Origin of the sequence: Streptomyces sp. NPDC008086 (genome assembly GCF_042957325.1) — a bacterium.
GTDB lineage: Bacteria > Actinomycetota > Actinomycetes > Streptomycetales > Streptomycetaceae > Streptomyces.
On sequence record NZ_JBIBIA010000001.1, the window covers coordinates 988,961 to 1,009,105 of the forward strand.

A 20,145-nucleotide genomic window follows, 5' to 3' on the forward strand; every position below is an offset into this window, starting at 1 on the left:
CTACGGGGTCTCCTCGCTCCGGTGCCGGTCACCGGGTCAGTCCACTATGACCATCTCGCGGGTCGTGTCGTTGAGGCGCCGGCCGCCGTCCTCGGTGACGGTGACGATGTCCTCGATGCGCACTCCGAAACGGCCCGGCAGATAGACGCCGGGCTCCACGGAGAAGCACATGCCGGGCACGAGGGGCTGCTCCTCGCCCTCGATCATGTACGGCGGCTCGTGCGTGGTGACGCCGATGCCGTGCCCGGTGCGGTGGATGAAGTACTCGCCGTACCCGGCGTCGGCGATGACCGCGCGGGCGGCCCGGTCGACCTCCTGGCAGGCGACGCCGGGCCGCACCGCCCGGAAGCCGGCCTCCTGGGCCTCGCGTACGAGGTCGTGGACCCGGCGTTCCTCGTCGGTGGGTTCGCCGACGTGGACCGTGCGGGAGGTGTCGGAGCCGTAGCCGTCCTTCAGGCCGCCGAAGTCGAGGACGACCATGTCGCCGCGTTCGATGACGCGGTCGCCCACCTCGTGGTGCGGGTTGGCGCCGTTGGGGCCCGAGGCGACGATGGTGAAGTCGACCTGGGAGTGTCCGAAGCGGCGCAGCAGGTCGGCGAGGTCGGCGGCGACGTCCGACTCGTGACGCCCACCGAAGGGCACCTTCCGGATCTCCTCGAACGTTGCGTCAGCGGCCGCGCCCGCGGCCGCCAACAGCTCCAGCTCGGCCGCGTCCTTGACGGCGCGGAGCATCGGCAGGGCGTCGGTGAGGGAGGCGTACGAGGTGCCGGGCAGTGCCCGCTGGAGGGCGAGCAGATGCATCGCCCAGGCGTTGTCGCTGATGCCGAACCGTCCGGGCGGCTCCGGGAACGCACTCGCACCTCCCCGGAGCCGCCCGTCGAGCAGGGCGGCGGTGGCGGCGTAGGGGTCCTTGCCGTCGGTCCAGTCGCGCAGGGTCAGACCGGGCGCGCCGGGGGCCTTCGCGGCGTCCGGGGCCTCCAGGGCGGGGACGACGAGGACGGGGTCCTGACCGGGGGCGAGGACCAGCAGGGTGAGCCGCTCGGTCTCCGCGGTGGGCGCGTAGCCGGTGAGCCACACCAGGTCCGGGCCGGGTGCCACCAGCAGCCCGGCGAGGCCGGCGTCCGCGGCCGCCCGTGCGGCACGTTCCATCCGGGCCCCGTAGTCGTCGGCGGTGAAGGGCGCTGGTGCGGTGCCGGTCATCCGGGCCTCCTGGGCGCGTGAAGGGCTACGGGCAGCATCCTGCCCGGACGGAGGGGGCGGCGCGAGCCGGTCGACGGGTCTTGTCGGCGGGACTTCGACCGCCCCTGCGGTCACGGCGTCAGCTGTCCAGTGCCATACGGACGCCGAGGAGCAGCAGGACGCCGCCGGAGACCTGTTCCAGACGCCGGCGCACGCCCGCGCGGGACAGCACGGTCCTCATCCGGCCGACGAACCACACGTACAGGCCGTAGTACCCGACCTCGTAGACCGCCCAGAGCGCGGCGAGGCCCACCATGGTCGGCAGGTGCGGGGCGCCCTGCGGCACGAACTGCGGGAGGAAGGACAGCGCGAAGACGGCCGCCTTGGGGTTGGCGAGGTTGAGCAGCAGCCCGCCCCTGTAGGACGCCCAGTCGCCCTTCCGCGTGCCCTCCCAGACGGGTTCCTCCGCGCCCCGCGCACCCTCCGCGCCCTCCGTTTGCTTCGTGCGGCGCGCGTGCCGCAGCGTCTGGACGCCGAAGCCGACGAGGACGACCGCGCCGACGATCCGCATCACGTCGTACGCGACCTCGGAGGCCGTCAGCAGCGCGGTCAGGCCGAACGCGGCGACCACGCCCCAGATGAAGACGCCGGTCTCGTTGCCGAGCACGGTCAGGAAGCCGGAGCGCCTGCTGTGCAGGGACTGCTTGATGATCAGCACCGTGCTGGGCCCCGGCGAGGCGGCGACGAGGGTGCAGGCTCCCAGGAAGGCGATGAGGGTGGTCGGCATGGGCCTCATCGTGGCCTGGTCGGCCGACCGTGACCAGTGGTTTTCGCGGGTTCCTGCAAGGGCCGCCCGGCGGTCAGATGACCACCCCCGGAATCACGGTCAGCTGTTGCCGGCCCCCGCCGCGATGGCGCACCGTCAAGGTCGCCTCGTCGCCCGGGCGGGCTTCGGCGACGGCGCGCGCGAGGTCGGCGGCCGAGTCGATGCGGGTGTTGTCGAACGCGAGAATCACGTCGCTCCTGACCAGACCGGCCGAGTACCCGGGTCCGGGGACGTGGACGCCGACCACCAGGGCGCCCGTCCTCCGGGCGTCCACGGCCTCGACGCCGAGGGTGGCGACGGCGGCGGGAGCCGGCGAGGAGGTGGGCGTCGGGGACGCCGGGGCGGAGGAGCCGGGGTGTGCCGACTCGGCCGGGCTTCCCGGGGCACCGGCCCGCTGGCCCGCCTGCCGCTGGAACTCGGCGAGCTTGCTCATGCCGATCACGGTGGCCCCGAGCGTGCCGAGTCCGACCCCGGACAGGACCAGGACCGTCCCGGCCAGCAGGGCGCACAGCACGGTCGTGAGCCGTCGGCCGCGCGGCTGGGGCGCGGCGTGCGGGCGTCGTGCGCCGGGGGCCGGCTTGGTGCCGTCGCCGGGGCTCTGACCTGGCATGGGCTTGGGTCGCAACGCAGTCTGTTCCATCGGATCGCCTCCGGCTGGTGACTACCCTGCGCACCGGCGCACGACGAGCCACGATCGAGTGAGACTGACCGGGGGTCAGGAACGGGAAGCCGTCGGCGTCCGGACGTCGACCGCTCCGCGATCAGGCCCGATCGAGCAACGCCTCCGCGACGTCCGCCACCGCTCCCCGGGGCGTACCCGCCCCCGCGCACACCAGTTCGGTCCGGTGTACGACCCGCGGTCGCGTGAGCGGTACGGCGACCGTGTGCGGCACTTCGGCGGCCGCCGAACGCGGGAGCAGGGTCAGGCCGTGGCCCGCCGCGGCCAGGGCGGTGAGGGCGCGGACGTCGGTGCCCTCGTAGCGCAGGGCGCTGCGGAACCCGTGGCCGCCGTTCGCGCCGCGGAGGTGGGCCAGCGGCAGACCCGCGTCGGGGGCGTCGAGCCAGCGGGCGTCGGCCAGGTCGCCGAGCCGCAGTCCGGTGCGCCCGGCGAGCGGGTGGGTGTCGGGCAGGAGCACGCAGACCGGCTCCTCCCCGACGCCGTACGTGGTCAGCGGCGCCACGTCGGGCAGCCGCAGCGGGTCGCTCGGGGCGGCGAGGCCGTCGACGAGCCCGAGGTCGGCCGTGCCGGTGGCGACGGCCGCGGGGACCTCGTCGCGCGGCAGCACGCGCAGTGTCACGCCGGAGGCCGGGAGCGCGGCGAGGACGCGGGCGCCGAGGGCGGTGGACGTGGTCGCCAGGGTCAGTTCGCGGTCGGGCGCGGCCGCCATCCGTGCGACGTCCGCGCGGGCCGCCTCAAGCCGGAGCAGCAGCGGCCCCGCGTGTTCGAGGAGCCGCTCGCCGGCCGCCGTGGGCGTGACGGGGCGACGGGTGAGCAGGGGCGCGCCGAGGTCCTGTTCGAGCGCGGCGATGTGCTGGGACACCGCCGACTGGGTGTACCCCAGAGTGCGGGCGGCCTCGGAGAACGAGGCGAGGCGGGCGACGGTGACGTACGTGCGCAGCAGGTGCGGGTCCATGCGGCACAGGATCCCGCACGCCATCAGCTCCGCTTATCGGAGGTCCAGTAATCATCGTTGGACGTGAAGTGGGGGCCGCGCCCAGGATGACGCCATGACGAAAACCGCTGCTCGGACGGCCGGGCCGGCCAGGCTCGCCCTTGTCGGGGACCGCTCCCCCGACGTCGCCTCGCACACACGCGTGCCCCTTCTGCTGGACGCCCTCGCCGAACGCGACCGGCTCGTCCTCGACGCCTACTGGATCCCCACGCGGGACGCGGTCGCCGACGGTGCGGTGCGCGGCTTCGACGCCGTGTGGGTGCTGCCCGGCAGCCCGTACCGCAGCGAGGAGGGTGTGCTGGCCGCGATCCGCACCGCGCGCGAGGAGGGCATCCCCTTCCTCGGCACCTGCGGTGGCTTCCAGCACGCGCTCCTGGAGTACGCCCGCCAGGTGTGCGGGCTGACGCGGGTCGCCCACGCCGAGAACGACCCCGACGCCGACGACTTCCTCATCGAACCCCTGGCCTGCTCGCTGGTCGGCCATGAGGCGGCCGTCCGGATCGAGCCCGACACGCTCGCCGAGTCGGTGATCGGCTCGGAGCGCACCGTCGAACGGTACTTCTGCGCGTACGGCCCCTCCCGCCACCTCGGCACCCTGCGTGCGCGCGGGCTGCGTTTCTCCGGGCACGACGAGGACGGCCACGTCCGGATCGCCGAACTGCCCGGCCATCCCTTCTTCCTGGCCACGCTCTTCCAGCCCGAGCTGTCCGGCGACGGCTCGCGCCCGCACCCGGTGGTCCGGGCGCTGGCGCGAGCCGCGGTCGAACACGCGGCCCGGAAGGTGCCCACGCGCGCGTGACGTCAGCCCGTGTGCCCCTCTCGTCGAACCGAAAAGTTTCGAAAGCGGCGAGCTCTCGGAGAACGCGACGAACGGCGTACGAGAGCTCGCCGAGGTGACGGCGGCGCGGGTGCGGGAGGTCAGCGGAGGACGGGCACGGCGGGGGCACGGTCCGGCAGGAAGCCGTGCGCGCGGCGGGCCAGGTACTCGGCCTTGTAGCGGTCGACCTCCCGGTGCCAGTTGAGGATTCCCGCCATCCAGTTCTGGAGGTCGACCACATAGTTCCGCATGATCTCGCGGGCCTCGTCCGAGAGCGCGAAGTCGTCGTACACGATGGGCAGTTCGTGTGCCGCCACATGTTCGAACTGCTGCATGCGCTGGGTCATCAGGTCGTGGACGACGGACAGCGCGGTCGGGTAGTCGATGCCGAAGAAGTTCTGCACGACGAGGATCGCGTTGTGGATCTCGCCCTCGTACTCGATCTCCTTCTGGTAGGAGAAGACGTCGTTGAGGAGGCAGGCGTAGTCGATGGCGGCGTTCTCCAGCGAGCGGACGGGCCCGCTGCGGTACACCTCCGGTGGGACGGCGGGGCCGTGGCCCATCCGGCAGAGGCTGAGCGTGAGGTCGGAGCCGAAGGTGGCGCGCCGCATCTCCAGGTAGTCGACCGGGTCGGGGACGCGGTTCTGGAGCTGGTTGGACAGCTCCCACACCCAGCTCTCGGTCATGACGTTCACCGCGTCCTTGAGGAAGCGGCGTTGCTCGGGGGTCATGGCCGCCGTCGTGCGCGCCCACAGGTCGATCAGGCCGCGTTCCATGGCGTTGAGCGGGAGGGCGGCCTGCTCGCCGTCGAGGGGCATGCAGGCTGAGAGGCGCTGGGTGGTGAGCCGGGCGGCGGCGAGGTCGCGGCGGTGGCCGAAGACGAGCGGGTAGTAGTCGTCGCCGTAGGTGCCCCAGGCCAGCCACTGCGAGCTGAGGTCGAGGGCCTGCGGGGTGGCGTCGGGGTCGAGGCCGGCCGCGCACAGCGGAAGGTCGGCGGCGGCGAGCTTGTCCTCGTCCCAGACGCCCTCCTGGAGGATGCCCATCCGGTGCGACCACTCGGTCAGGCGGTGGCGGGCGGCGCCGAGGTGCGGGCTGAGCTCGAGTTGGAACGGCATGTAGAAGTCGGGGAGCCGGGACGGGCCGACCTTCTGGTGCGGCATGTGCGTGTAGGCACGCAGGCGTTCGGCGCCGGCCGCCGCGAGCAGCGCGCCGACGTCGGCGGCGGAGGTGCCGGGTCCGGTCGGGGCGCGCCAGGGTGCGGTGGGCTCGGCACGCGCGTTCATGTAGCGGCTGGAGCGCATGTGCCATTCGTGGCCGCCGGACTGCCAGTCCTGGAGTCCCCGGGTGTACACCGCGACGGCGGCGACCTCCTGGGGCGTGAGCCCCTTCTCCAGCGCCACGGCCGGGACCTCGGTGAGGGCGGTGTGCTCGAACTGGTGGAGCCGGGAGGTGAGGACGTCGTTGACGGTGTCGGCGGCCTCCTGGGTGGTGCAGCCGAAGAAGGTCTCCAGGACCAGCACGCCGTTGCTGAGTTCGCCCTCGTCCTCGACCTCGCGCTGGTAGGAGAACAGGTCGTTGCGCAGGTGCACGGCGTCGGAGAAGGTCTCCATCAGGACCCTCAGCGGCCTCGACTCGGCGACGGACGGGGGCACTTCGGACGTCGCGTACTCCACCAGGCCCGACGACCAGGGGGCGCCGCCCACCTTGCGGCGCATCTCGATGTACTCGACCGGGTTGGCGACCCTGCCCTCGTTGATGTTGGAGAGCTCCCACAGGGACTCGTTGAGGAGGTGTTCGGTCGCCACGGAGAAGCGGCGGCGCCAGTCGGCCGACATCTTGGGCACGGTGCGCTTCCACAGGTCGGCGAGGCCCGCCTCGACCGGGTTCTGCGGCTCGGGCATCGGGGTCGACAGGTCCATCGGCATGAACAGGGGCAGCCGGTCCAGGTAGGCCTTGCCACCGACGCGGTCCTGAGTGCGCTTGAAGATCTCCAGGAAGTGGTCGTCGAAGAAGAAGACCCACACGTACCAGTCGGTGATGAGGGAGAGCGCGGGACCGTCGCATTCGGGATGGGTGTAGGCGCAGAGCAGGCCGTAGTCGTGCGCGTCCAGGTCGGCCTGCTCCCAGACCCCGGACCCTTCCAGCATGCCCATCTCGCGCGCCCATTCGGTCGAGTGGGCACGCGCCTCATCGACATGCGGGTTCAGCCGCGCGGGGTACGGCATGTAGAAGTGCGGGAGTTCGAAGGGCTGCTGCGTCATGGCCGGGGCCCTACCCCTGGGACTCAAGTGGCATCCGTGGCGCGGCACATGATCACACCATCGCGTGAATCGCGGGTGATTCCGGGAGTTCTCGACGGCCCTTGTGGCGTTCATCTCCACGCGCGCGAACTCCTCGCACCTCACCTGCCCACCTCCTCCAGGGCGTGGCCGCCGACCTCACCCCGCCGCCCACAGGGACGAGCTGATCCGAACCGCGCGGGAAGCGGGGCGACGCCGTCGGCCGCACACCGCATACGGCCCCAGGCATCACGGACACACAGCACACCGACCCGGCTCCGTCAATCTGTCGGTCTCCCCCGATATGGGCCACCTTGGTCGCATGACCTCCTTCTCGCTCCCCCATGAGCTGCACGGCGACGGCGCCCACAAGGTGTTCGCGGTGCACGGCTGGTTCGCCGATCGGTCCGCCTACGCGGCGGTCCTCCCCGACCTCGACCGTACGGAGTTCACCTACGCGCTCGTCGATCTGCGCGGCTACGGCGCCGCGAAGGACGCCGCCGGCGCGTACACGACCAACGAGGCGGCCCTCGACCTGGTGGAGCTGGCCGACCGGCTCGGCTGGGAGCGGTTCTCGGTGGTGGGGCACTCGATGGGCGGTGCGGTCGGGCAGCGCCTCCTCGCCGTCGCCCCGCACCGGCTGCGCAGGCTGGTCGGGGTCTCGCCGGTGCCGGCGTCGGGGCTGGCGTTGCCGCCCGGGCAGTGGGAGCTGTTCGCGGACGCGGCGCACCGGCCGGAGAACCGGCGTGCCATCATCGACATCACCACCGGTGGCCGTCGGCCGGCCGCCTGGCTCGACCGGATGGTCGCCCGTTCGCTCGCCGTCAGCGACCAGAAGGCGTTCCGCGCCTGGCTGGACTCCTGGGCCGGGGAGGACTTCCACACACGGATCGAGGACTCCCCGGTCCCCGCGCTCGCCGTGGCCGGCGCCCTCGACCCCGCCCTGTCCGCCGACCTTCTCCGCGGGACGTGGATGACCTGGTATCCACGGGCCGAGCTGCGCGAACTCTCGTCCGCGGGCCACTACGCCATGGACGAGACGCCGCTGGAGCTCATCCGCGTCGTCGAGGACTTCCTGCGCGCCGACAGCCCGGACGGCGCAGACGACACGGACGGCACGGAAGGCGCAGCCGACGCGGAAGGCGCAGCCGACGCGGAAGGCGCGCGAGGCAGCGGCCGCGTCGGCGAAGGCGAGCCGGCGTGACCGTCCACGACGCGCCCCCCGTCCCCGACGTCTTCGATCCCCGGCAGTACGCGGCCGGCGTCCCCCATGAGGCCTATCGCGTCCTGCGCGACCATCACCCCGTGGTCCGACAGGAGGAGTCCGAGGTGCTGGGCTGGCCGGCGGGGCCCGGCTTCTGGGCGGTGACCCGGCACGCGGACGTGGTGCGGGTGCTCAAGGACTCGGCGGCCTACTCCTCGTACGTGGGCGCGACCCAGATCCGGGATCCCGACCCCGACGATCTGCCGTTCATCCGCCGCATGATGCTCAATCAGGATCCGCCGGGGCACGGCCGGTTGAGGCGGCTGGTGAGCCGGGCCTTCACTCCGGGGCGCGTCGACCGTTTCGCCAGGGTCTCCGAGCAGCGGGCCCGCACCCTCCTCGCGCAGGCCCTGGAGACGGCCCGCGCGACGGACGGCACCGTCGATCTCGTCACCGCCGTGACCGACGACTACGCCCTGCTCAACCTCGCCGACCTGCTCGGCGTGCCGGAGGCCGACCGCAAGCTGCTGCTGCACTGGACGCAGCGGGTGATCGGCTACCAGGACCCCGACGAGGCGGGTCCCCCGGTGCTGGACCCGCAGGGCAGACCGGTCAATCCGCGGTCGCCCGCGATGCTGCGGGACATGTTCGCCTACGCCCGCCAACTGGCCGCGCACAAGAGGCGGTTCCCCGACGACGACGTGATGACGACCCTCGCCCACGATGGCGAACTCGCCGGGCCCGAGCTGGAGATGTTCTTCTTCCTGCTCACGGTCGCGGGCAACGACACCGTCCGCAGCGCGGCCCCGGGCGGGCTGCTGGCCCTGGCCGAGCACCCGCAGTCGTACGAGCGACTACGCGCCGGACGATTTCAACTCCGCCTCGCCGTCGATGAGTTGTTGCGCTGGCATCCGCCCGTCCTCACCTTCCGGCGCACCGCCGCGCAGGACACGGAACTGGCCGGTCGGCGCATTCGCGCGGGCGACAAGGTGGTCGTCTTCCACGCCTCGGCCAACCGTGACGAACGGGTCTTCGGCGAACCGGACCGACTGGATCTGTCCCGCGCTCCGAACCCGCACGTCTCGTTCGGCGACGGTCCGCACGTCTGCCTGGGCGCGCACTTCGCACGGCTCCAGCTGCGCGTGCTCTACCAGGAGACCTTGCGGGTACTGCCGGAGCTACGGACGGCCGGGCCGCCCAGGCGGCTGGTGTCGAACTTCATCAACGGCATCAAGTCGCTTCCGGTGCACGTCACTTGATCCTGAATGGGTCGGGCTGCTCAAAGAATCGCAGGCACGAGTCACCGGCACGGGTAACCGCCCCAACCCTTTCGTCACGTCCGCACCTGGATCAGCGCGTGCGTGCCGCCCGTCCGCCAGCGCTGTCCCTCCGCCGCCACCAGCGCCGCCTCGGTCCTGGTGGCGAGGCCGGTGATCACGTCGGACTTGAGGGTGCGCAGGGCGGCGACCGGGCCGGGGAAGTAGGCGGTGACATCGGCGAAGGGCGTGGTCGGCGGCCAGAGGCGGTCGCCGACCAGGCGGCGGTAGTTGAGGTCGCCCTTGAGGAGGGTGACGGTGGCGGCGGCGAACTCGTCGCGCAGGTCGCCGGGCATCTCGGCGTACGGCAGCGGGGCGCAGGAGAAGGGGTGGGCGCGGACGGTGAGGCGGCCGTCGGTCAGCGCCGACCAGAGGGTGCGGCCGTAGGTCGCGGCGGCGCCCGGGGCCGCGGTCAGCCGGCGCAGGGCGTCCAGCACGTCGGTGTGCGTGGCGTCGGAGACGTAGTACGGGTACGGCTTGACGTGGAGGACGGCCCGCGCGATGCGCCCCTGGGTGAGGAGATGGGCGATGAGGAGCAGGTCGGGGACGAGTTCGCGGCCCGCGTTGTCGGCGATCAGGCACAAGGTGGCCGAGCCGGAGGGCGGGAGCAGCGACCAGAGGGTCTCGCTGTCGTCGGCCACCAGGGGCGGGGTGTCCGAGGAGGTCTCGCCGGGCGCGGCCGACAGCCGGAAGCCGAGGTCGGCCCGGTTGCCCCAGAGGGAGCCGTGCAGCAGCGCCCGGTCCTGCTCCTCGGCGGGCCGGTCGGCGAGGGTGTCGAGGGCGGAGAGCTCCTCGTCCGTCTCCGGGGCGTCGAGTTCGGCGGTCTTGGAGGGGCGGAACGGGTCGATGCCCTGCCAGGGCCCGGGGGTGAAGTAGCCGACGGCTTCCAGGAGTTGGCGGTAGAAGTAGCTCTCCGACCACAGCCACGGTACGTCGAACCAGGACCGGCCGACGTTGGCGTCGGCGCCCCAGGCCGTCCAGCGGTCGCCGTCGTGGGCGTAGGCGGGGAGGGCCTCGATGACACCCTTGGTGCAGTTCGCGAGAAGCGCGTCCAGCGCGCGGTGCTGCTCGGGGCCGTACGGGAAGGAGTCCCGCACCTGCTGGATGATCGCGGGATGCCGTTCGGCGAGGACGCGGTGCGGGAACGAGCCGGGTTCGTTCCCGAGGAGCACGGGCGGGGGCGGGGTGTCGGACCTCTCGGGCATGCGCCTCACGGTACCGCGCGTGCCCTACGGCTCATACGGCTCTGATCTCCCGCTCCAGCTGTGTCGCGAGCGTGAGGTAGCGGGCGCGGCGCGGTACCGGGACCAGGCCGCGGATCATGATGTGCCACATCTCGGCCAGTCGGCGCGGCTGTCGTGCGACGGGTTCCAGGGAGCGGCCGACGACGCGGGTGCCGACGAAGAAGCAGACGAGGGAGTGGGCCGCGGCCTCGGCGTCGACGTCCGGGTGGATGTCGGACTCCTTGGCGGCGCCGAGGAGTTTGCGGGAGGTGATGTCCAGCAGCTCGGTGTACGGGTGCCGCAGCGGCGGCCGTATCACCACTCCCCCGGTGGCCAGGCGCAGGCCGGCCCGGGGTATCGGGCCCTCTACGGAGAGCCGCACGATGCCGAACGTCGTGCGTATCAGGGACTCCAGCGAGGTGTAGCCCCTGCCGTCCATCTCGATCGCGACCTGTCGGGCGGCCCGGGACTGGAGTTCCATGATGGCCTGGGCGAGGTCCTCCTTGGCCGCGAAGTGGAAGTAGAGGGCTCCCTTGGTCACCTGGGCCTGCTCGACGATGTCGCTGAGACTGGTCGATTCATAGCCGTGACGGTCGAACAGTTCGGCGGCGGCTGTGAGGATCGTGGTGCGGGTCTGTTCGGCGCGTAACTGCCTCGCCATCAGCTGGACTCTCCTGTGACGGAAAAGAACGGGTCGTGCCGTTTGTTTCTTGCTCCCCCACACGATATCTCAGCGCTCCTCGATACCCACCCCGCACTCGAAGACCGTCGACTTCCCCTGGCGTCCTACGACTTGGACATCGGTGCCGTGCGCGCCCGCCCGGCTCTCGGCCTCTATCCAAAGGGGCAGGTCAAGTTCGGCGTACTGGTGGAAGACGGCGTGGAAGGAGGCCGCTGTGCGGTGGGTGCCGCGGGCACCGGCCCAGACGGCCTGGCGGGCCGCCTCCAGCAGGAGCATGCCGGGTACGTGGTCCAGCGGGTGGTCGAAGAAAACAGCATGTCCGGTATCGACTCGCAACTGCCAGTCGTCGGAGCGCCCGGCCGGGGCCAGAACGACGTCCTCGGGCAGGGCGCGGCCCACGACGGCGGGCGGCAGACCCTGCGGGGCGGGCAACGCGGACACGGTGGCGGCGGTGCGGCCGCCGCGCAGTCGGCGGTAGACGGCGGCGCTGGTCCAGGTGGCGGCCACATGCGCGGTTCCGACGAGTTCCTCGCCGAGCCGTATCTCCACGTCATAGCGGAATCCGGCCGGACGGCCGCCGCGCCGGGTGACGTCGACGACCTCGATGTGGAGGACGGGTTCGGCGGGGGTGGCGCCCATGACGAGGCGTTCGGGACGCGTGGTGATCCGCAGTTCCTGGAGCACGAACTGGTGGCCCAGGGGGACCTCGTAGGCGGTGTGCGCGATGAGGGTGCCGGCCTGACGGACGGTTTCCGCGACGAGCAGCGGTTCATAGGCCGACCGGTCCGGCGACACGTGTAACTGATGAGCGCGCGGCCACTCGGCGAAGACGGTGAACCGGTCGGTGTTGATGCTGGTCGCGCCCGTGAGAAACGTTTCCGCGACCGAAGCGCGGTGGACGAGCTGGCGCGGTACGGTGGCGGTCAGGCCGTCCGGTACCGGAGTCTCGGCGAGCAGGGTCGTGGCGAGTGGCCGCGGATAAGGCATGTCCCCTCCTTGGGTCCCCCCGTGTGTGCGCTGACAGACGGCGAGGTGCCCGTGCCGCGAGCGTTAGAGTACGAGCCGACCGGTTTGTTTTCAATGCGGCCCTGGGTCGCCCGGCTGTGCCCGAACCGCTCCGGCGCACGCCCGGCGCACGGGCCAACTCGGCGCAGCGGAGGGGCTGTTATGGCGAGGCAGGAGCGCGCCATCAGAACGCGGAGGGTGATTCTCGAGGCCGCCGGAGCGGTCTTCGACGAGCACGGATACACCGCGACGACCATCTCGATGGTCCTGGAGCGGGCCGAAGTGACGAAGGGTGCCCTGTATTTCCACTTCTCGTCGAAGGAATCCCTCGCCCAGGCCGTGCTGGACGAGCAGGTGCCCTTCGCAGCGGTGCCGCCGCAGCCGTGCAAGCTGCAGGAACTCGTCGACATGACCTTCGTGTTCGGGCAGCGGCTGCTCGGGAACTCGCTGCTCAAGGGCAGCGTGCGGCTGGCGGTGGACCAGAGCGCACCGGCCGGGTCCGACCACTCCGGCCCGTTCCGGCAGTGGGCGGACCATCTCGTCGTTTTGCTCGAACGAGCCCGTGACCAGGGTGAGTTGCTGCCCACCGTGGTACCGAGGCAGACGGTGGAGCTGCTGGTCGGGGCGTTCGCGGGGATCCAGCTGATGTCCCGCGCGCTGACCGACCGGGCCGATCTGGCGGAGCGGATCTCGGTCCTGTGGGGGCATGTCCTGCCGAGCATCGCGGTGCCGGGTCTGCTGCCCGGGATCGACCGGGAGCCCGATCGCGGCGCCCGGGTGCTGGCCGCCCTCGACGAGGTCGGCGCCGGGCGGGTCGCGGTGGACGCGTCCGGCCGCTGAGCGCACGAAGCCGACCGGAGCGACGGTTTCCGCCCCGGTCGGCAGTGCTCCGGACACACGACGGGCCGGCCGATGCCCCATCCGCACCGGCCGGCCCGCCCGTTCGTGTACGCGCCCGTCCAGGGCCCGCGTTCAGTTGTCGACCGGAAGGTCGGCCATGAGGTCGATCAGACGGTCTGCCACCAGGTCGGTCAGAAGGTCAGCTTCCAGCTGTTGAGCCGGCCGGTGTCCTGGGCCGCCGTGTCCTGGACGCGCAGCTTCCAGGTGCCGTTGGCCGTCTCGCTGGAGGCGTTCACGGTGTAGGTGGTGTTGACGTTGTCCGCGGAGTCCGAGGAGCTGGACTTGAGGCGGTACGTCGAGCCGTCCGGCGCCACCAGGTCGATGACCAGGTCGCCGCGGTAGGTGTGGGTGATGTCCACGCCGACCTGGAGGGCCGAGGGGGCGTTGCCGCTGCGGCCGGTGACCGCGATGGAGGACTCGATCGCGGAGGAGTTGTCCGGGATGGCGACGGCGGAGGTGCTGGTGAAGGTGGTGCCCCCCGTGGAGCCGCCGGAGCTGCCGCTCACCGCCTGCACCGTCTTGGCCGCGTCCGCGAGGCCGGCACCGCAGCCGCCCGAGCAGGCGCCGGGCAGAGCACGCGAGTTGGTCTTGATCGCGGACTCGATCTGCGCCGGGGTCAGTGACGCGTTGGCCGACTTCATCAGCGCGGCCAGGCCCGCGATGTGCGGGGCGGCCATGCTGGTGCCCTGGTAGTACTTGTACGTCTCGCTCGACGGGCCCTGGGTGCCGGTGTTCAGCGTGGACAGGATGCCGTTCGCCGTGGTCGTACGGGTTTCACCGCCGGGGGCCGCGATGTCCACGCTCGAGCCGTAGTTGGAGTAGTAGGCCTTGGCGCCGGAGCGGCCCAGCGCGGCCACCGAGATGACGTTGTTGCAGTTCGCCGGCGAGGAGTTGGAGGCGTTCTGGTTCTCGTTGCCCGCCGCGACGACCACCGTCGTGCCACGGTTCACCGCGGCGTTGATGGCACTCTGGGTCGCCGAGGAGCAGGCGCCGCCCCCGCCGAGGCTCATGTTGATGACCTTGGCGACGTTGGTGTTGGCCGGGACGCCGGAGACCGAACCGCCGGACGCCCAGGTGATGGCGTCGATGATGTCGGAGTCGTAGCCGCCGCACTGGCCGAGGACGCGCAGCGGGGAGACCTTCGCGCCGTAGGCGATGCCCGCGACGCCCTTGCCGTTGTTGGTGACGGCGGCGATGGTGCCCGCGACGTGGGTGCCGTGCCAGGAGGAGGTGGTGGCCGTCCAGTCGGCGGCGCACTGGCCGTCGGTGGTCCAGTCGCCCGTGTCGGCAGGGTTGCTGTCACGGCCGTTGCCGTCGTTGGAGACGGCGGTGTCGGAGATGAAGTCGTAGCCGCCGACGATGTTGGCGCCGAGGTCGGAGTGGGTGACGTAGCCGGTGTCGATGACGGCGACGGTGACGCCGCTGCCGGTGGTGACGTCCCAGGCGCCCGGCACGTTCATGCCCGCGGTGCTCTCGAAGAGGTCCCACTGCTTGCTGTACTCGGTGTCGTTGGGCGTGGCCAGCGGCTTGTTCAGCCGGTCCGGTACGACGTAGGCGACCTGCGGGTCGGCCTGGTACTCGGCGACGACGTCGGCGACGTCCGCCTTGGTGAGCTCCTCGCCCAGGTCGACGAGGGCGGCGCCGGAGCCGAGGCGGCGCTGGAAGTCGAGGTCCTCGCCGGCCTCCTTGCCCTTGGCGGCGGCGTCGGCCTCGGCGGCCTTGTTCGACTTGGCCTCGGCGGCGCCGGCCCTGTAGCCGACGATGAGGCGCTCGGCCGGGGTGCCGGGGGCGGCCTCGGTCTGGGCCGCCGGGACGGGGGCGGCGGCTTCCTGGGCCGAGGAGTCCTGGGCCACGGCGACCGAGGTGGTGGCGGCCGTGAAGAGCGCGGCGGAGACCGCGGCGACGGATATCAGCTTCCGTCTGGTGGACGCAGAGGTACGCAAGGGTGTGCCCTTTCGTGGCCTGCCGTACTCCGGGCAGCGCGGAGCGGCGGTCGATTCGCTTCGTCCTCGAAGCGGCGGGGGGTACGCCGAGAAGGCGGTGGGGCAGTGCGGGAAACGCATGTGGGGCAGTGCGGAACGCGGGGGCGCGGCGGCCGGCCTGGCGCGAGCTTCGACCCGTTCGGGGTTACCTGTGGGTCGGCTGTGGTCGAACGATAGGCAAAGAGAAGGTCACCGGGATACGGGGGAAACCCTCGATCCGGCCGGAAACCTACCCTCTACGTCGGACGGTTGACCGGCATTGCCAGACTTTGCCCGACTCGTCGCGCGGTGAACGCGCCGGGCCCGATTCCCGTACTGCACGGGGACCCTTTCCGTGCCGGCCGAGGAGACGTTCCGGATGTCCCGGATGCGCTGGATGAGATCGCACCGCACCGCCCTTGCGGCCACCGCCGTCACACCCCTGCTGCTCACGGTGTGGGCGGCGGGCCCCGCCCAGGCGCACGGTGCGCCGACGGATCCGGTCAGCCGGGTGTACGCCTGCTCCCCCGACGGCGGCAGCGCGTCCCGGTCGGCGGCCTGCCGGGCGGCGGTCGCGTCGAACGGGGCGGCCTTCACGGCCTGGGACAACCTTCGGATCGCGAACGTGAACGGCCGGGACCGACAGGTCGTCCCCGACGGGCAGTTGTGCAGCGGCGGACTGCCCGCCTACCGGGGTCTCGACCTCGCCCGCGCCGACTGGCCGTCGACCCGGCTCACGCCGGGGGCCGACCTGACCATGCGGTACGTCTCGACGATCCCGCACACCGGCACGTTCAAGCTGTACCTCACCAAGCCCGGCTACGACCCGGCGAAGCCGCTCACCTGGTCCGACCTGCCGGACAGGCCGTTCGCGGAGGTGAAGGATCCCGCGTTGACGAACGGGGCGTACCGGATCCGGGCCACGCTGCCGTCCGACCGGACCGGGCGGCATGTGCTGTACACGATCTGGCAGAACAGCAGCACTCCGGACACGTACTACTCGTGCTCGGACGTGGTGTTCCCGGCGGGCGGGGGTGATTCCGCTGCCGACAGCGCCGCGGGACGTACGACCGCGAGCCCTTCGTCGACGACCGAGCCGCGCACGCCCGTCTCACCGACACCGACGTCGACACCGACGCCTTCCGCCCCCGTCGACACCGGGAGCCGGCGTCCGCAGAACGCCGCCGTGCCCGACAGCACGCCGGTGGCGAAGACCGGCGAGGCCGGTACCGGGCCCTCGACGCCGATGCTGGCGGGCGGCGCCGCCGCGGTGCTGGTGCTCACCGGGGGCGCCGCCCTCGCGCTGCGGCTGCGCAGGAGGTGAACTCCGGCGCTTTCGGCGTCAGTTGACGTAGACGGCCTCACCACCGGCGGTCACCGGGGCGTACTTGGCGGTGAAGTAGCCGTTGGCGAAGCAGAGGGACGAGCCGGAGACCTTGGTGAACTGGGCGCCGGCGAAGTTGATGGTGTTGTCGTCGTTGCTGGCCGTGCCGGACAGGCTGGGGGCCTGGTAGACGCAGTTGATGCTGCCCAGCAGGGTCCGCAGGACGACGGTCGTCTGGATGGTGGAGCCCGCGGCCGGGGTGACGGTGACGGTGCCGTCGGAGGACACGGCGGCGCTGTACGGCAGGTTGTTGACGGTGATGCTGGTGACGCCGAGCACGCCGACCACGTTGGTGGTGCAGCTGGCGGCGTCGAAGGTGTGCGCGGAGACCGACTCCGTGGCGGTGCCGGGTGCGCTCGGGTTGTCCGTCACGGTGGCCGTGAACTGCGACGACGTGCACGAGATACCGCTCGTCCCGGTCGCGCTGGAGTAGAACGTGGCGGCGGTGCCGCTCGCCAGCGGCGCGGTGAGGACCTCGCCGGCCGCGACGGCCGTACCGCCGACGGATCCGGTGGTGAGGACGGTGCCGTCGGCCGCGGACGCGGGGCCGGCCAGGGGGAGGGTGAGGGCGGCGACGGTACCGGCGAGGGTGAGGAGAGTGCGGGTGCGCATGGGGGTGTACCTCGGCTTTCGTTGCAGGGGTGTGCCCTGAGGGCAGCCGTGCCGCTCAGGGAGTTCTGGGGTGGGGGCTGGAGTGAGGGGTGCGCGAGTTCACGTGTGCCGTTGCCGGTCCGTGACGCCTTCTCCGTACGTCACGGACCGGCAACGGCGGGGGGGTGACCGGCACGGACCGAGGGGGGAAGCGACCGTGACGGCTCCATGGAGTGAACTCACGGAAATGTGAAGGACATCAGTCCGGGAACGCGGGCAGAGGCCGCGCGGGCGGCGGATCCGGCGCCACGGATCCAGGGGGGAGCCAGGGGCAGTTGTAGACCTGAGGGTCAGTCATCGTCAAGCAGTTGAAAGGGAGTTGATACGGGCGACGAGTCCATGGCCGGTGCTCCACAAGCCCTTGAGCCACAGGTGACTCACAATCAACACCCTTTTTCCACAACTGCCTTGACCCTCGACTGTAACCACCGGTAACTTCCGGGCTTGGCTACTGCGGAGTACGAGAAAGCCCTTGCATCCGCCGGGAGTTGTGAGGAGACGTACGCCGTGGGCGCTGTCCGCGCCAGGACAACGTGCCGCTGATGCCCTACCCGCACTTTCTCTGCACCTGGGAGCAGTCATGGCCTTGTCCGAGAACCCGGAAAGCGGTTCCGTGTCCAAAGCGTCCGAAGCATCCGAAACCCCCGACGGTCCCGCGAGACGCGGACGGGTCCGGGCGCGCCGAGCCGCCGTGATGGCGGTACCGGCCACCCTGGTCGCCGGCACCCTCGCGGTGCTCACCGCCGAGGGGGCGCTGGGCGTGCAGTTCGCGATCTCCGGCATGCCCTTCACCGTCACCGCGACCGAGCTCAACGGCACCGGGTTCGAGCAGTTCGGCGGGCTCGACGAGATGGCGCCGGGCAGCCCCAACGCGGGCGACACCGGCGGGCAGGTGCTGGTGGTCACGTCCGCGATCAAGAACGCGACGCTCACGAAGCTGTGCCAGAGCGTGGACCTGGGCGGGACCAACCTGCTCATCACCGCCGGCAGCGGGGCGGAGAAGGTGACCGCGAGCGATCTGACCACCGACTCGACGGAGTTGTCGGGTGACGCCGCGTTCAACAACATCGAGATCGGCAACGACGCGAGTACCTTGACCAAGGCCGGGGTGAAGGGGCCGATCGGCGTCTTCAGCCAGCAGGCCGACACCGTGCGCATCGCCAATCTGCGGCAGACCAACTACGCGACGACCGCCGGGGTCTTCAAGCTCCCCGGGCTGAAACTCCGCTTCAGCAGTACGGGTTGCTGATGAGTTCGCGTACGGGTTTCCGGTCGGCCTTCCGTCGTTGGCGGGCCGACCGGCCGTTCTGGGGCGGGGTGCTGCTCGCGCTGGGCGGGGCGGAGGTCCTGCTCACCATGAAGGCGTCCGTGAAGGTCATGCTGCATGCCGGTATGCAGGGCCTGGCCGGGTATCTGTTGCCGACGCTGATGGTGTTGCTCGGGCTGCTGATCCTTTTCAATCCCGCCCAGCGGCTCTTCTATTCGATCACCGGGGTTCTGGTGGCGCTGGGAACCTGGCTCACATCGAATCTGGGCGGGTTCTTCGTGGGGCTGCTGCTCGGGGTCGTGGGGAGTTGCCTTGCCTTCGGGTGGCTTCCGGATCAGGAACCCCGGGTCCGGCGGCGGCTGCGGCGGGACAGAGGGGTTGCCGCGACGGGGGGTTGACGGGCGCGGGTGTGCGGGGGCTGGTCGTGCCCACGCGGCGGAGCCGCACGACGACACAGCCCCGCGCCCCTGGGTGGGCACACTGTTCGTCGGCCTTCCAGTACGGTGGGCGAGGTTTGCGAGCGCGACGCGTTCGGCCTCTCGCCAGCGGTTCATCACGATGTGGCAGCAACGACTCACACCCCGTGGTTGCACACTTGACTACCGGTGGTCACACGCGATTGGCTCCGCCACAGCGAGAGTTCACCAGGTCGGGGACCTCCCCGTTCGACTCCGGCCGTGCTCTCGTTCGTTCCTCCGGCTCGGCCGTACAGCGAGGTGCCGCACCCTCATGAAGACCCCACCCCCCTGCTTCACTCTCACTCGCGCCGCGGCCGTCACGGCCGCGGCCTGTCTGCTGCTGGCCGGCTGTTCCGCCGCCGGGGCGACCGACGACGCGTCGGGCTCGGACGCGGCGGGCACCGCACGGCTGAAGGTCGCCCTGATCACTCACGGAGGCGAGGGGGACGCCTTCTGGGACCTGGTGCAGAAGGGCGCCCAGGCCGCGGCCGCCAAGGACAAGATCGAGCTGACCTACGCGAACGACTCCGAGCCCGCGGGCCAGGCGGCGTTGATGCGGGACGCGATCCGGCAGAAGGTCGACGGCATCGCGGTGACCCTGGCCAAGCCGACGGCGATGGCCGGTCCGGTCGCCGAGGCGCGGGCGGCGGGCATACCCGTGGTCGGGCTCAATTCCGGTATGGACGAATGGCAGTCGGCGGGGCTCCTCGGATACTTCGGCCAGGACGAGAGCGTCGCGGGCCGGGCCGTCGGCGACAAGCTGGACGACCTCAAGGCCAAGCACGCGCTCTGCGTCATCCACGAGCGCGGCAACGTCGCCCTGGAGGCGCGCTGTGCGGGCGTGAAGAAGGCGTTCGGCGGCGAGACCGAGAACCTGTACGTGGACGGCACCGACATGGACGCAGTCACCGCCACCATCGCCGCGCGGCTCTCCCAGGACCCGAGCTTCGACGAGGTCGTCACGAACGGCGCGCAGTTCGCGCTGGCCGCGGTGAAGTCGGCCCGGGAGGCCGACAGCAAGGCCCATGTCGCGACCTTCGACCTCAACCAGGACCTGGTCAAGGCGGTCCAGGACGGCGACGTGCAGTTCGCGGTGGACCAGCAGCCGTATCTCCAGGGCTATCTCGCGGTGGACTCGCTCTGGCTGTACCGGACCAACGGCAACACGCTCGGCGGCGGCGAGGCGCCCGTCCTCACCGGGCCGGCGTTCGTCACCAGGGCGAACATCGCCTCGGTCGCGGCGTTCGCCGCCAACGGAACCCGCTGACCGGACAGTTCCCCGGGCGGTGTCGCCAAAGATTCGGTCCCGCCTGACGCGTA

At 71.4% G+C, this 20,145-nt stretch carries 18 protein-coding genes; 8 read left to right on the plus strand and 10 right to left on the minus strand.

From position 1 onward, the window contains the following. Positions 1-36: 36 nt before the first annotated feature. The 4 genes from ACFZBP_RS04245 to ACFZBP_RS04260 all read right to left on the minus strand — a co-directional run bounded on the left by ACFZBP_RS04245 (position 37) and on the right by ACFZBP_RS04260 (position 3,639). Positions 37-1,200, minus strand: a complete 1,164-nt coding sequence (locus tag ACFZBP_RS04245) for a M24 family metallopeptidase (protein ID WP_391409779.1) — start codon at positions 1,198-1,200, stop codon at positions 37-39. A 118-nt stretch (positions 1,201-1,318) separates the two neighbouring features. Next, complete coding sequence (locus tag ACFZBP_RS04250; RefSeq protein ID WP_383446156.1) at positions 1,319-1,966, minus strand: LysE family translocator; 648 nt, start codon at positions 1,964-1,966, stop codon at positions 1,319-1,321. A gap of 73 nt (positions 1,967-2,039) precedes the next feature. Then, entirely contained in the window at positions 2,040-2,645 is a 606-nt protein-coding gene (locus ACFZBP_RS04255) for a PDZ domain-containing protein (protein WP_391409781.1), read from the minus strand. Positions 2,646-2,766: 121 nt separating this feature from the next. Then, complete coding sequence (locus ACFZBP_RS04260) at positions 2,767-3,639, minus strand: LysR family transcriptional regulator (RefSeq protein WP_391409783.1); 873 nt, start codon at positions 3,637-3,639, stop codon at positions 2,767-2,769. A 94-nt stretch (positions 3,640-3,733) separates the two neighbouring features. On the opposite strand from ACFZBP_RS04260, the gene ACFZBP_RS04265 reads away from it, so the two are divergent. Further along, positions 3,734-4,477, plus strand: coding sequence for a hypothetical protein (locus tag ACFZBP_RS04265; RefSeq protein WP_391409786.1), 744 nt, complete (start codon positions 3,734-3,736; stop codon positions 4,475-4,477). Positions 4,478-4,596: 119 nt separating this feature from the next. Here ACFZBP_RS04265 and cyc2 read toward each other — a convergent pair whose 3' ends face one another. Continuing rightward, complete coding sequence (gene cyc2, locus ACFZBP_RS04270) at positions 4,597-6,756, minus strand: germacradienol/geosmin synthase Cyc2 (protein WP_391409788.1); 2,160 nt, start codon at positions 6,754-6,756, stop codon at positions 4,597-4,599. A 340-nt stretch (positions 6,757-7,096) separates the two neighbouring features. Here cyc2 and ACFZBP_RS04275 point away from each other — a divergent pair, with 340 nt between their 5' ends. Then, positions 7,097-7,978: an alpha/beta fold hydrolase gene (locus ACFZBP_RS04275; RefSeq protein WP_391409790.1), complete on the plus strand. Its 882-nt coding sequence runs from the start codon at positions 7,097-7,099 to the stop codon at positions 7,976-7,978. Beyond that, on the plus strand, positions 7,975-9,237 hold the full coding sequence (locus tag ACFZBP_RS04280; protein WP_391409792.1) for a cytochrome P450: 1,263 nt from the start codon (positions 7,975-7,977) through the stop codon (positions 9,235-9,237). Before ACFZBP_RS04275 ends, ACFZBP_RS04280 begins: the two co-directional genes overlap by 4 nt. 74 nt (positions 9,238-9,311) lie before the next feature. Here the strand turns inward: ACFZBP_RS04280 and ACFZBP_RS04285 are convergent, their stop codons facing one another. From ACFZBP_RS04285 to ACFZBP_RS04295, 3 genes are all read right to left on the minus strand, one after another. Beyond that, positions 9,312-10,499 (minus strand): ARMT1-like domain-containing protein, encoded by a 1,188-nt coding sequence (locus ACFZBP_RS04285; protein WP_391409795.1) that lies wholly within the window; start codon positions 10,497-10,499, stop codon positions 9,312-9,314. A 31-nt stretch (positions 10,500-10,530) separates the two neighbouring features. Continuing rightward, positions 10,531-11,178: a ScbR family autoregulator-binding transcription factor gene (locus ACFZBP_RS04290; protein WP_391409797.1), complete on the minus strand. Its 648-nt coding sequence runs from the start codon at positions 11,176-11,178 to the stop codon at positions 10,531-10,533. A gap of 69 nt (positions 11,179-11,247) precedes the next feature. Next, a complete protein-coding gene (locus ACFZBP_RS04295; protein WP_391409799.1) occupies positions 11,248-12,186 on the minus strand; it encodes a ScbA/BarX family gamma-butyrolactone biosynthesis protein in 939 nt (312 codons plus the stop codon). A gap of 180 nt (positions 12,187-12,366) precedes the next feature. Here ACFZBP_RS04295 and ACFZBP_RS04300 point away from each other — a divergent pair, with 180 nt between their 5' ends. After that, complete coding sequence (locus ACFZBP_RS04300; protein WP_383446122.1) at positions 12,367-13,044, plus strand: ScbR family autoregulator-binding transcription factor; 678 nt, start codon at positions 12,367-12,369, stop codon at positions 13,042-13,044. A gap of 191 nt (positions 13,045-13,235) precedes the next feature. Here ACFZBP_RS04300 and ACFZBP_RS04305 read toward each other — a convergent pair whose 3' ends face one another. Further along, a complete protein-coding gene (locus ACFZBP_RS04305; RefSeq protein WP_391409802.1) occupies positions 13,236-15,047 on the minus strand; it encodes a S8 family serine peptidase in 1,812 nt (603 codons plus the stop codon). Between the two features lie 406 nt (positions 15,048-15,453). Here ACFZBP_RS04305 and ACFZBP_RS04310 point away from each other — a divergent pair, with 406 nt between their 5' ends. Further along, complete coding sequence (locus ACFZBP_RS04310; RefSeq protein ID WP_391410350.1) at positions 15,454-16,389, plus strand: lytic polysaccharide monooxygenase; 936 nt, start codon at positions 15,454-15,456, stop codon at positions 16,387-16,389. An 18-nt stretch (positions 16,390-16,407) separates the two neighbouring features. On the opposite strand, the gene ACFZBP_RS04315 is transcribed toward ACFZBP_RS04310, so the two are convergent. Next, complete coding sequence (locus ACFZBP_RS04315) at positions 16,408-17,061, minus strand: Tat pathway signal sequence domain protein (protein ID WP_391409804.1); 654 nt, start codon at positions 17,059-17,061, stop codon at positions 16,408-16,410. Between the two features lie 619 nt (positions 17,062-17,680). Here ACFZBP_RS04315 and ACFZBP_RS04320 point away from each other — a divergent pair. From ACFZBP_RS04320 to ACFZBP_RS04330, 3 genes are all read left to right on the plus strand, one after another. Then, the gene (locus tag ACFZBP_RS04320; RefSeq protein ID WP_383446114.1) at positions 17,681-18,349 is read left to right on the plus strand and encodes a DUF6230 family protein; all 669 of its coding nucleotides are present in this window, start codon (positions 17,681-17,683) and stop codon (positions 18,347-18,349) included. Then, on the plus strand, positions 18,349-18,765 hold the full coding sequence (locus tag ACFZBP_RS04325) for a DUF6114 domain-containing protein (RefSeq protein WP_391409807.1): 417 nt from the start codon (positions 18,349-18,351) through the stop codon (positions 18,763-18,765). The genes ACFZBP_RS04320 and ACFZBP_RS04325 overlap by 1 nt, the downstream gene beginning before the upstream one ends. A 331-nt stretch (positions 18,766-19,096) precedes the next feature. Next, on the plus strand, positions 19,097-20,092 hold the full coding sequence (locus ACFZBP_RS04330; protein WP_383446105.1) for a substrate-binding domain-containing protein: 996 nt from the start codon (positions 19,097-19,099) through the stop codon (positions 20,090-20,092). Positions 20,093-20,145 lie beyond the last annotated feature (53 nt).

Coding starts and splice junctions, on each gene's coding strand:
- ACFZBP_RS04250 (WP_383446156.1), bottom strand. CDS start 1,966: ATGCCGACCACCCTCATCGCCTTCCTGGGAGCCTGCACCCTCGTCGCC.
- ACFZBP_RS04245 (WP_391409779.1), bottom strand. CDS start 1,200: ATGACCGGCACCGCACCAGCGCCCTTCACCGCCGACGACTACGGGGCC.
- ACFZBP_RS04330 (WP_383446105.1), top strand. CDS start 19,097: ATGAAGACCCCACCCCCCTGCTTCACTCTCACTCGCGCCGCGGCCGTC.
- ACFZBP_RS04260 (WP_391409783.1), bottom strand. CDS start 3,639: ATGGACCCGCACCTGCTGCGCACGTACGTCACCGTCGCCCGCCTCGCC.
- ACFZBP_RS04265 (WP_391409786.1), top strand. CDS start 3,734: ATGACGAAAACCGCTGCTCGGACGGCCGGGCCGGCCAGGCTCGCCCTT.
- ACFZBP_RS04275 (WP_391409790.1), top strand. CDS start 7,097: ATGACCTCCTTCTCGCTCCCCCATGAGCTGCACGGCGACGGCGCCCAC.
- ACFZBP_RS04295 (WP_391409799.1), bottom strand. CDS start 12,186: ATGCCTTATCCGCGGCCACTCGCCACGACCCTGCTCGCCGAGACTCCG.
- ACFZBP_RS04310 (WP_391410350.1), top strand. CDS start 15,454: ATGCGCTGGATGAGATCGCACCGCACCGCCCTTGCGGCCACCGCCGTC.
- cyc2 (WP_391409788.1), bottom strand. CDS start 6,756: ATGACGCAGCAGCCCTTCGAACTCCCGCACTTCTACATGCCGTACCCC.
- ACFZBP_RS04325 (WP_391409807.1), top strand. CDS start 18,349: ATGAGTTCGCGTACGGGTTTCCGGTCGGCCTTCCGTCGTTGGCGGGCC.
- ACFZBP_RS04315 (WP_391409804.1), bottom strand. CDS start 17,061: ATGCGCACCCGCACTCTCCTCACCCTCGCCGGTACCGTCGCCGCCCTC.
- ACFZBP_RS04320 (WP_383446114.1), top strand. CDS start 17,681: ATGGCCTTGTCCGAGAACCCGGAAAGCGGTTCCGTGTCCAAAGCGTCC.
- ACFZBP_RS04290 (WP_391409797.1), bottom strand. CDS start 11,178: ATGGCGAGGCAGTTACGCGCCGAACAGACCCGCACCACGATCCTCACA.
- ACFZBP_RS04300 (WP_383446122.1), top strand. CDS start 12,367: ATGGCGAGGCAGGAGCGCGCCATCAGAACGCGGAGGGTGATTCTCGAG.
- ACFZBP_RS04285 (WP_391409795.1), bottom strand. CDS start 10,499: ATGCCCGAGAGGTCCGACACCCCGCCCCCGCCCGTGCTCCTCGGGAAC.
- ACFZBP_RS04255 (WP_391409781.1), bottom strand. CDS start 2,645: ATGGAACAGACTGCGTTGCGACCCAAGCCCATGCCAGGTCAGAGCCCC.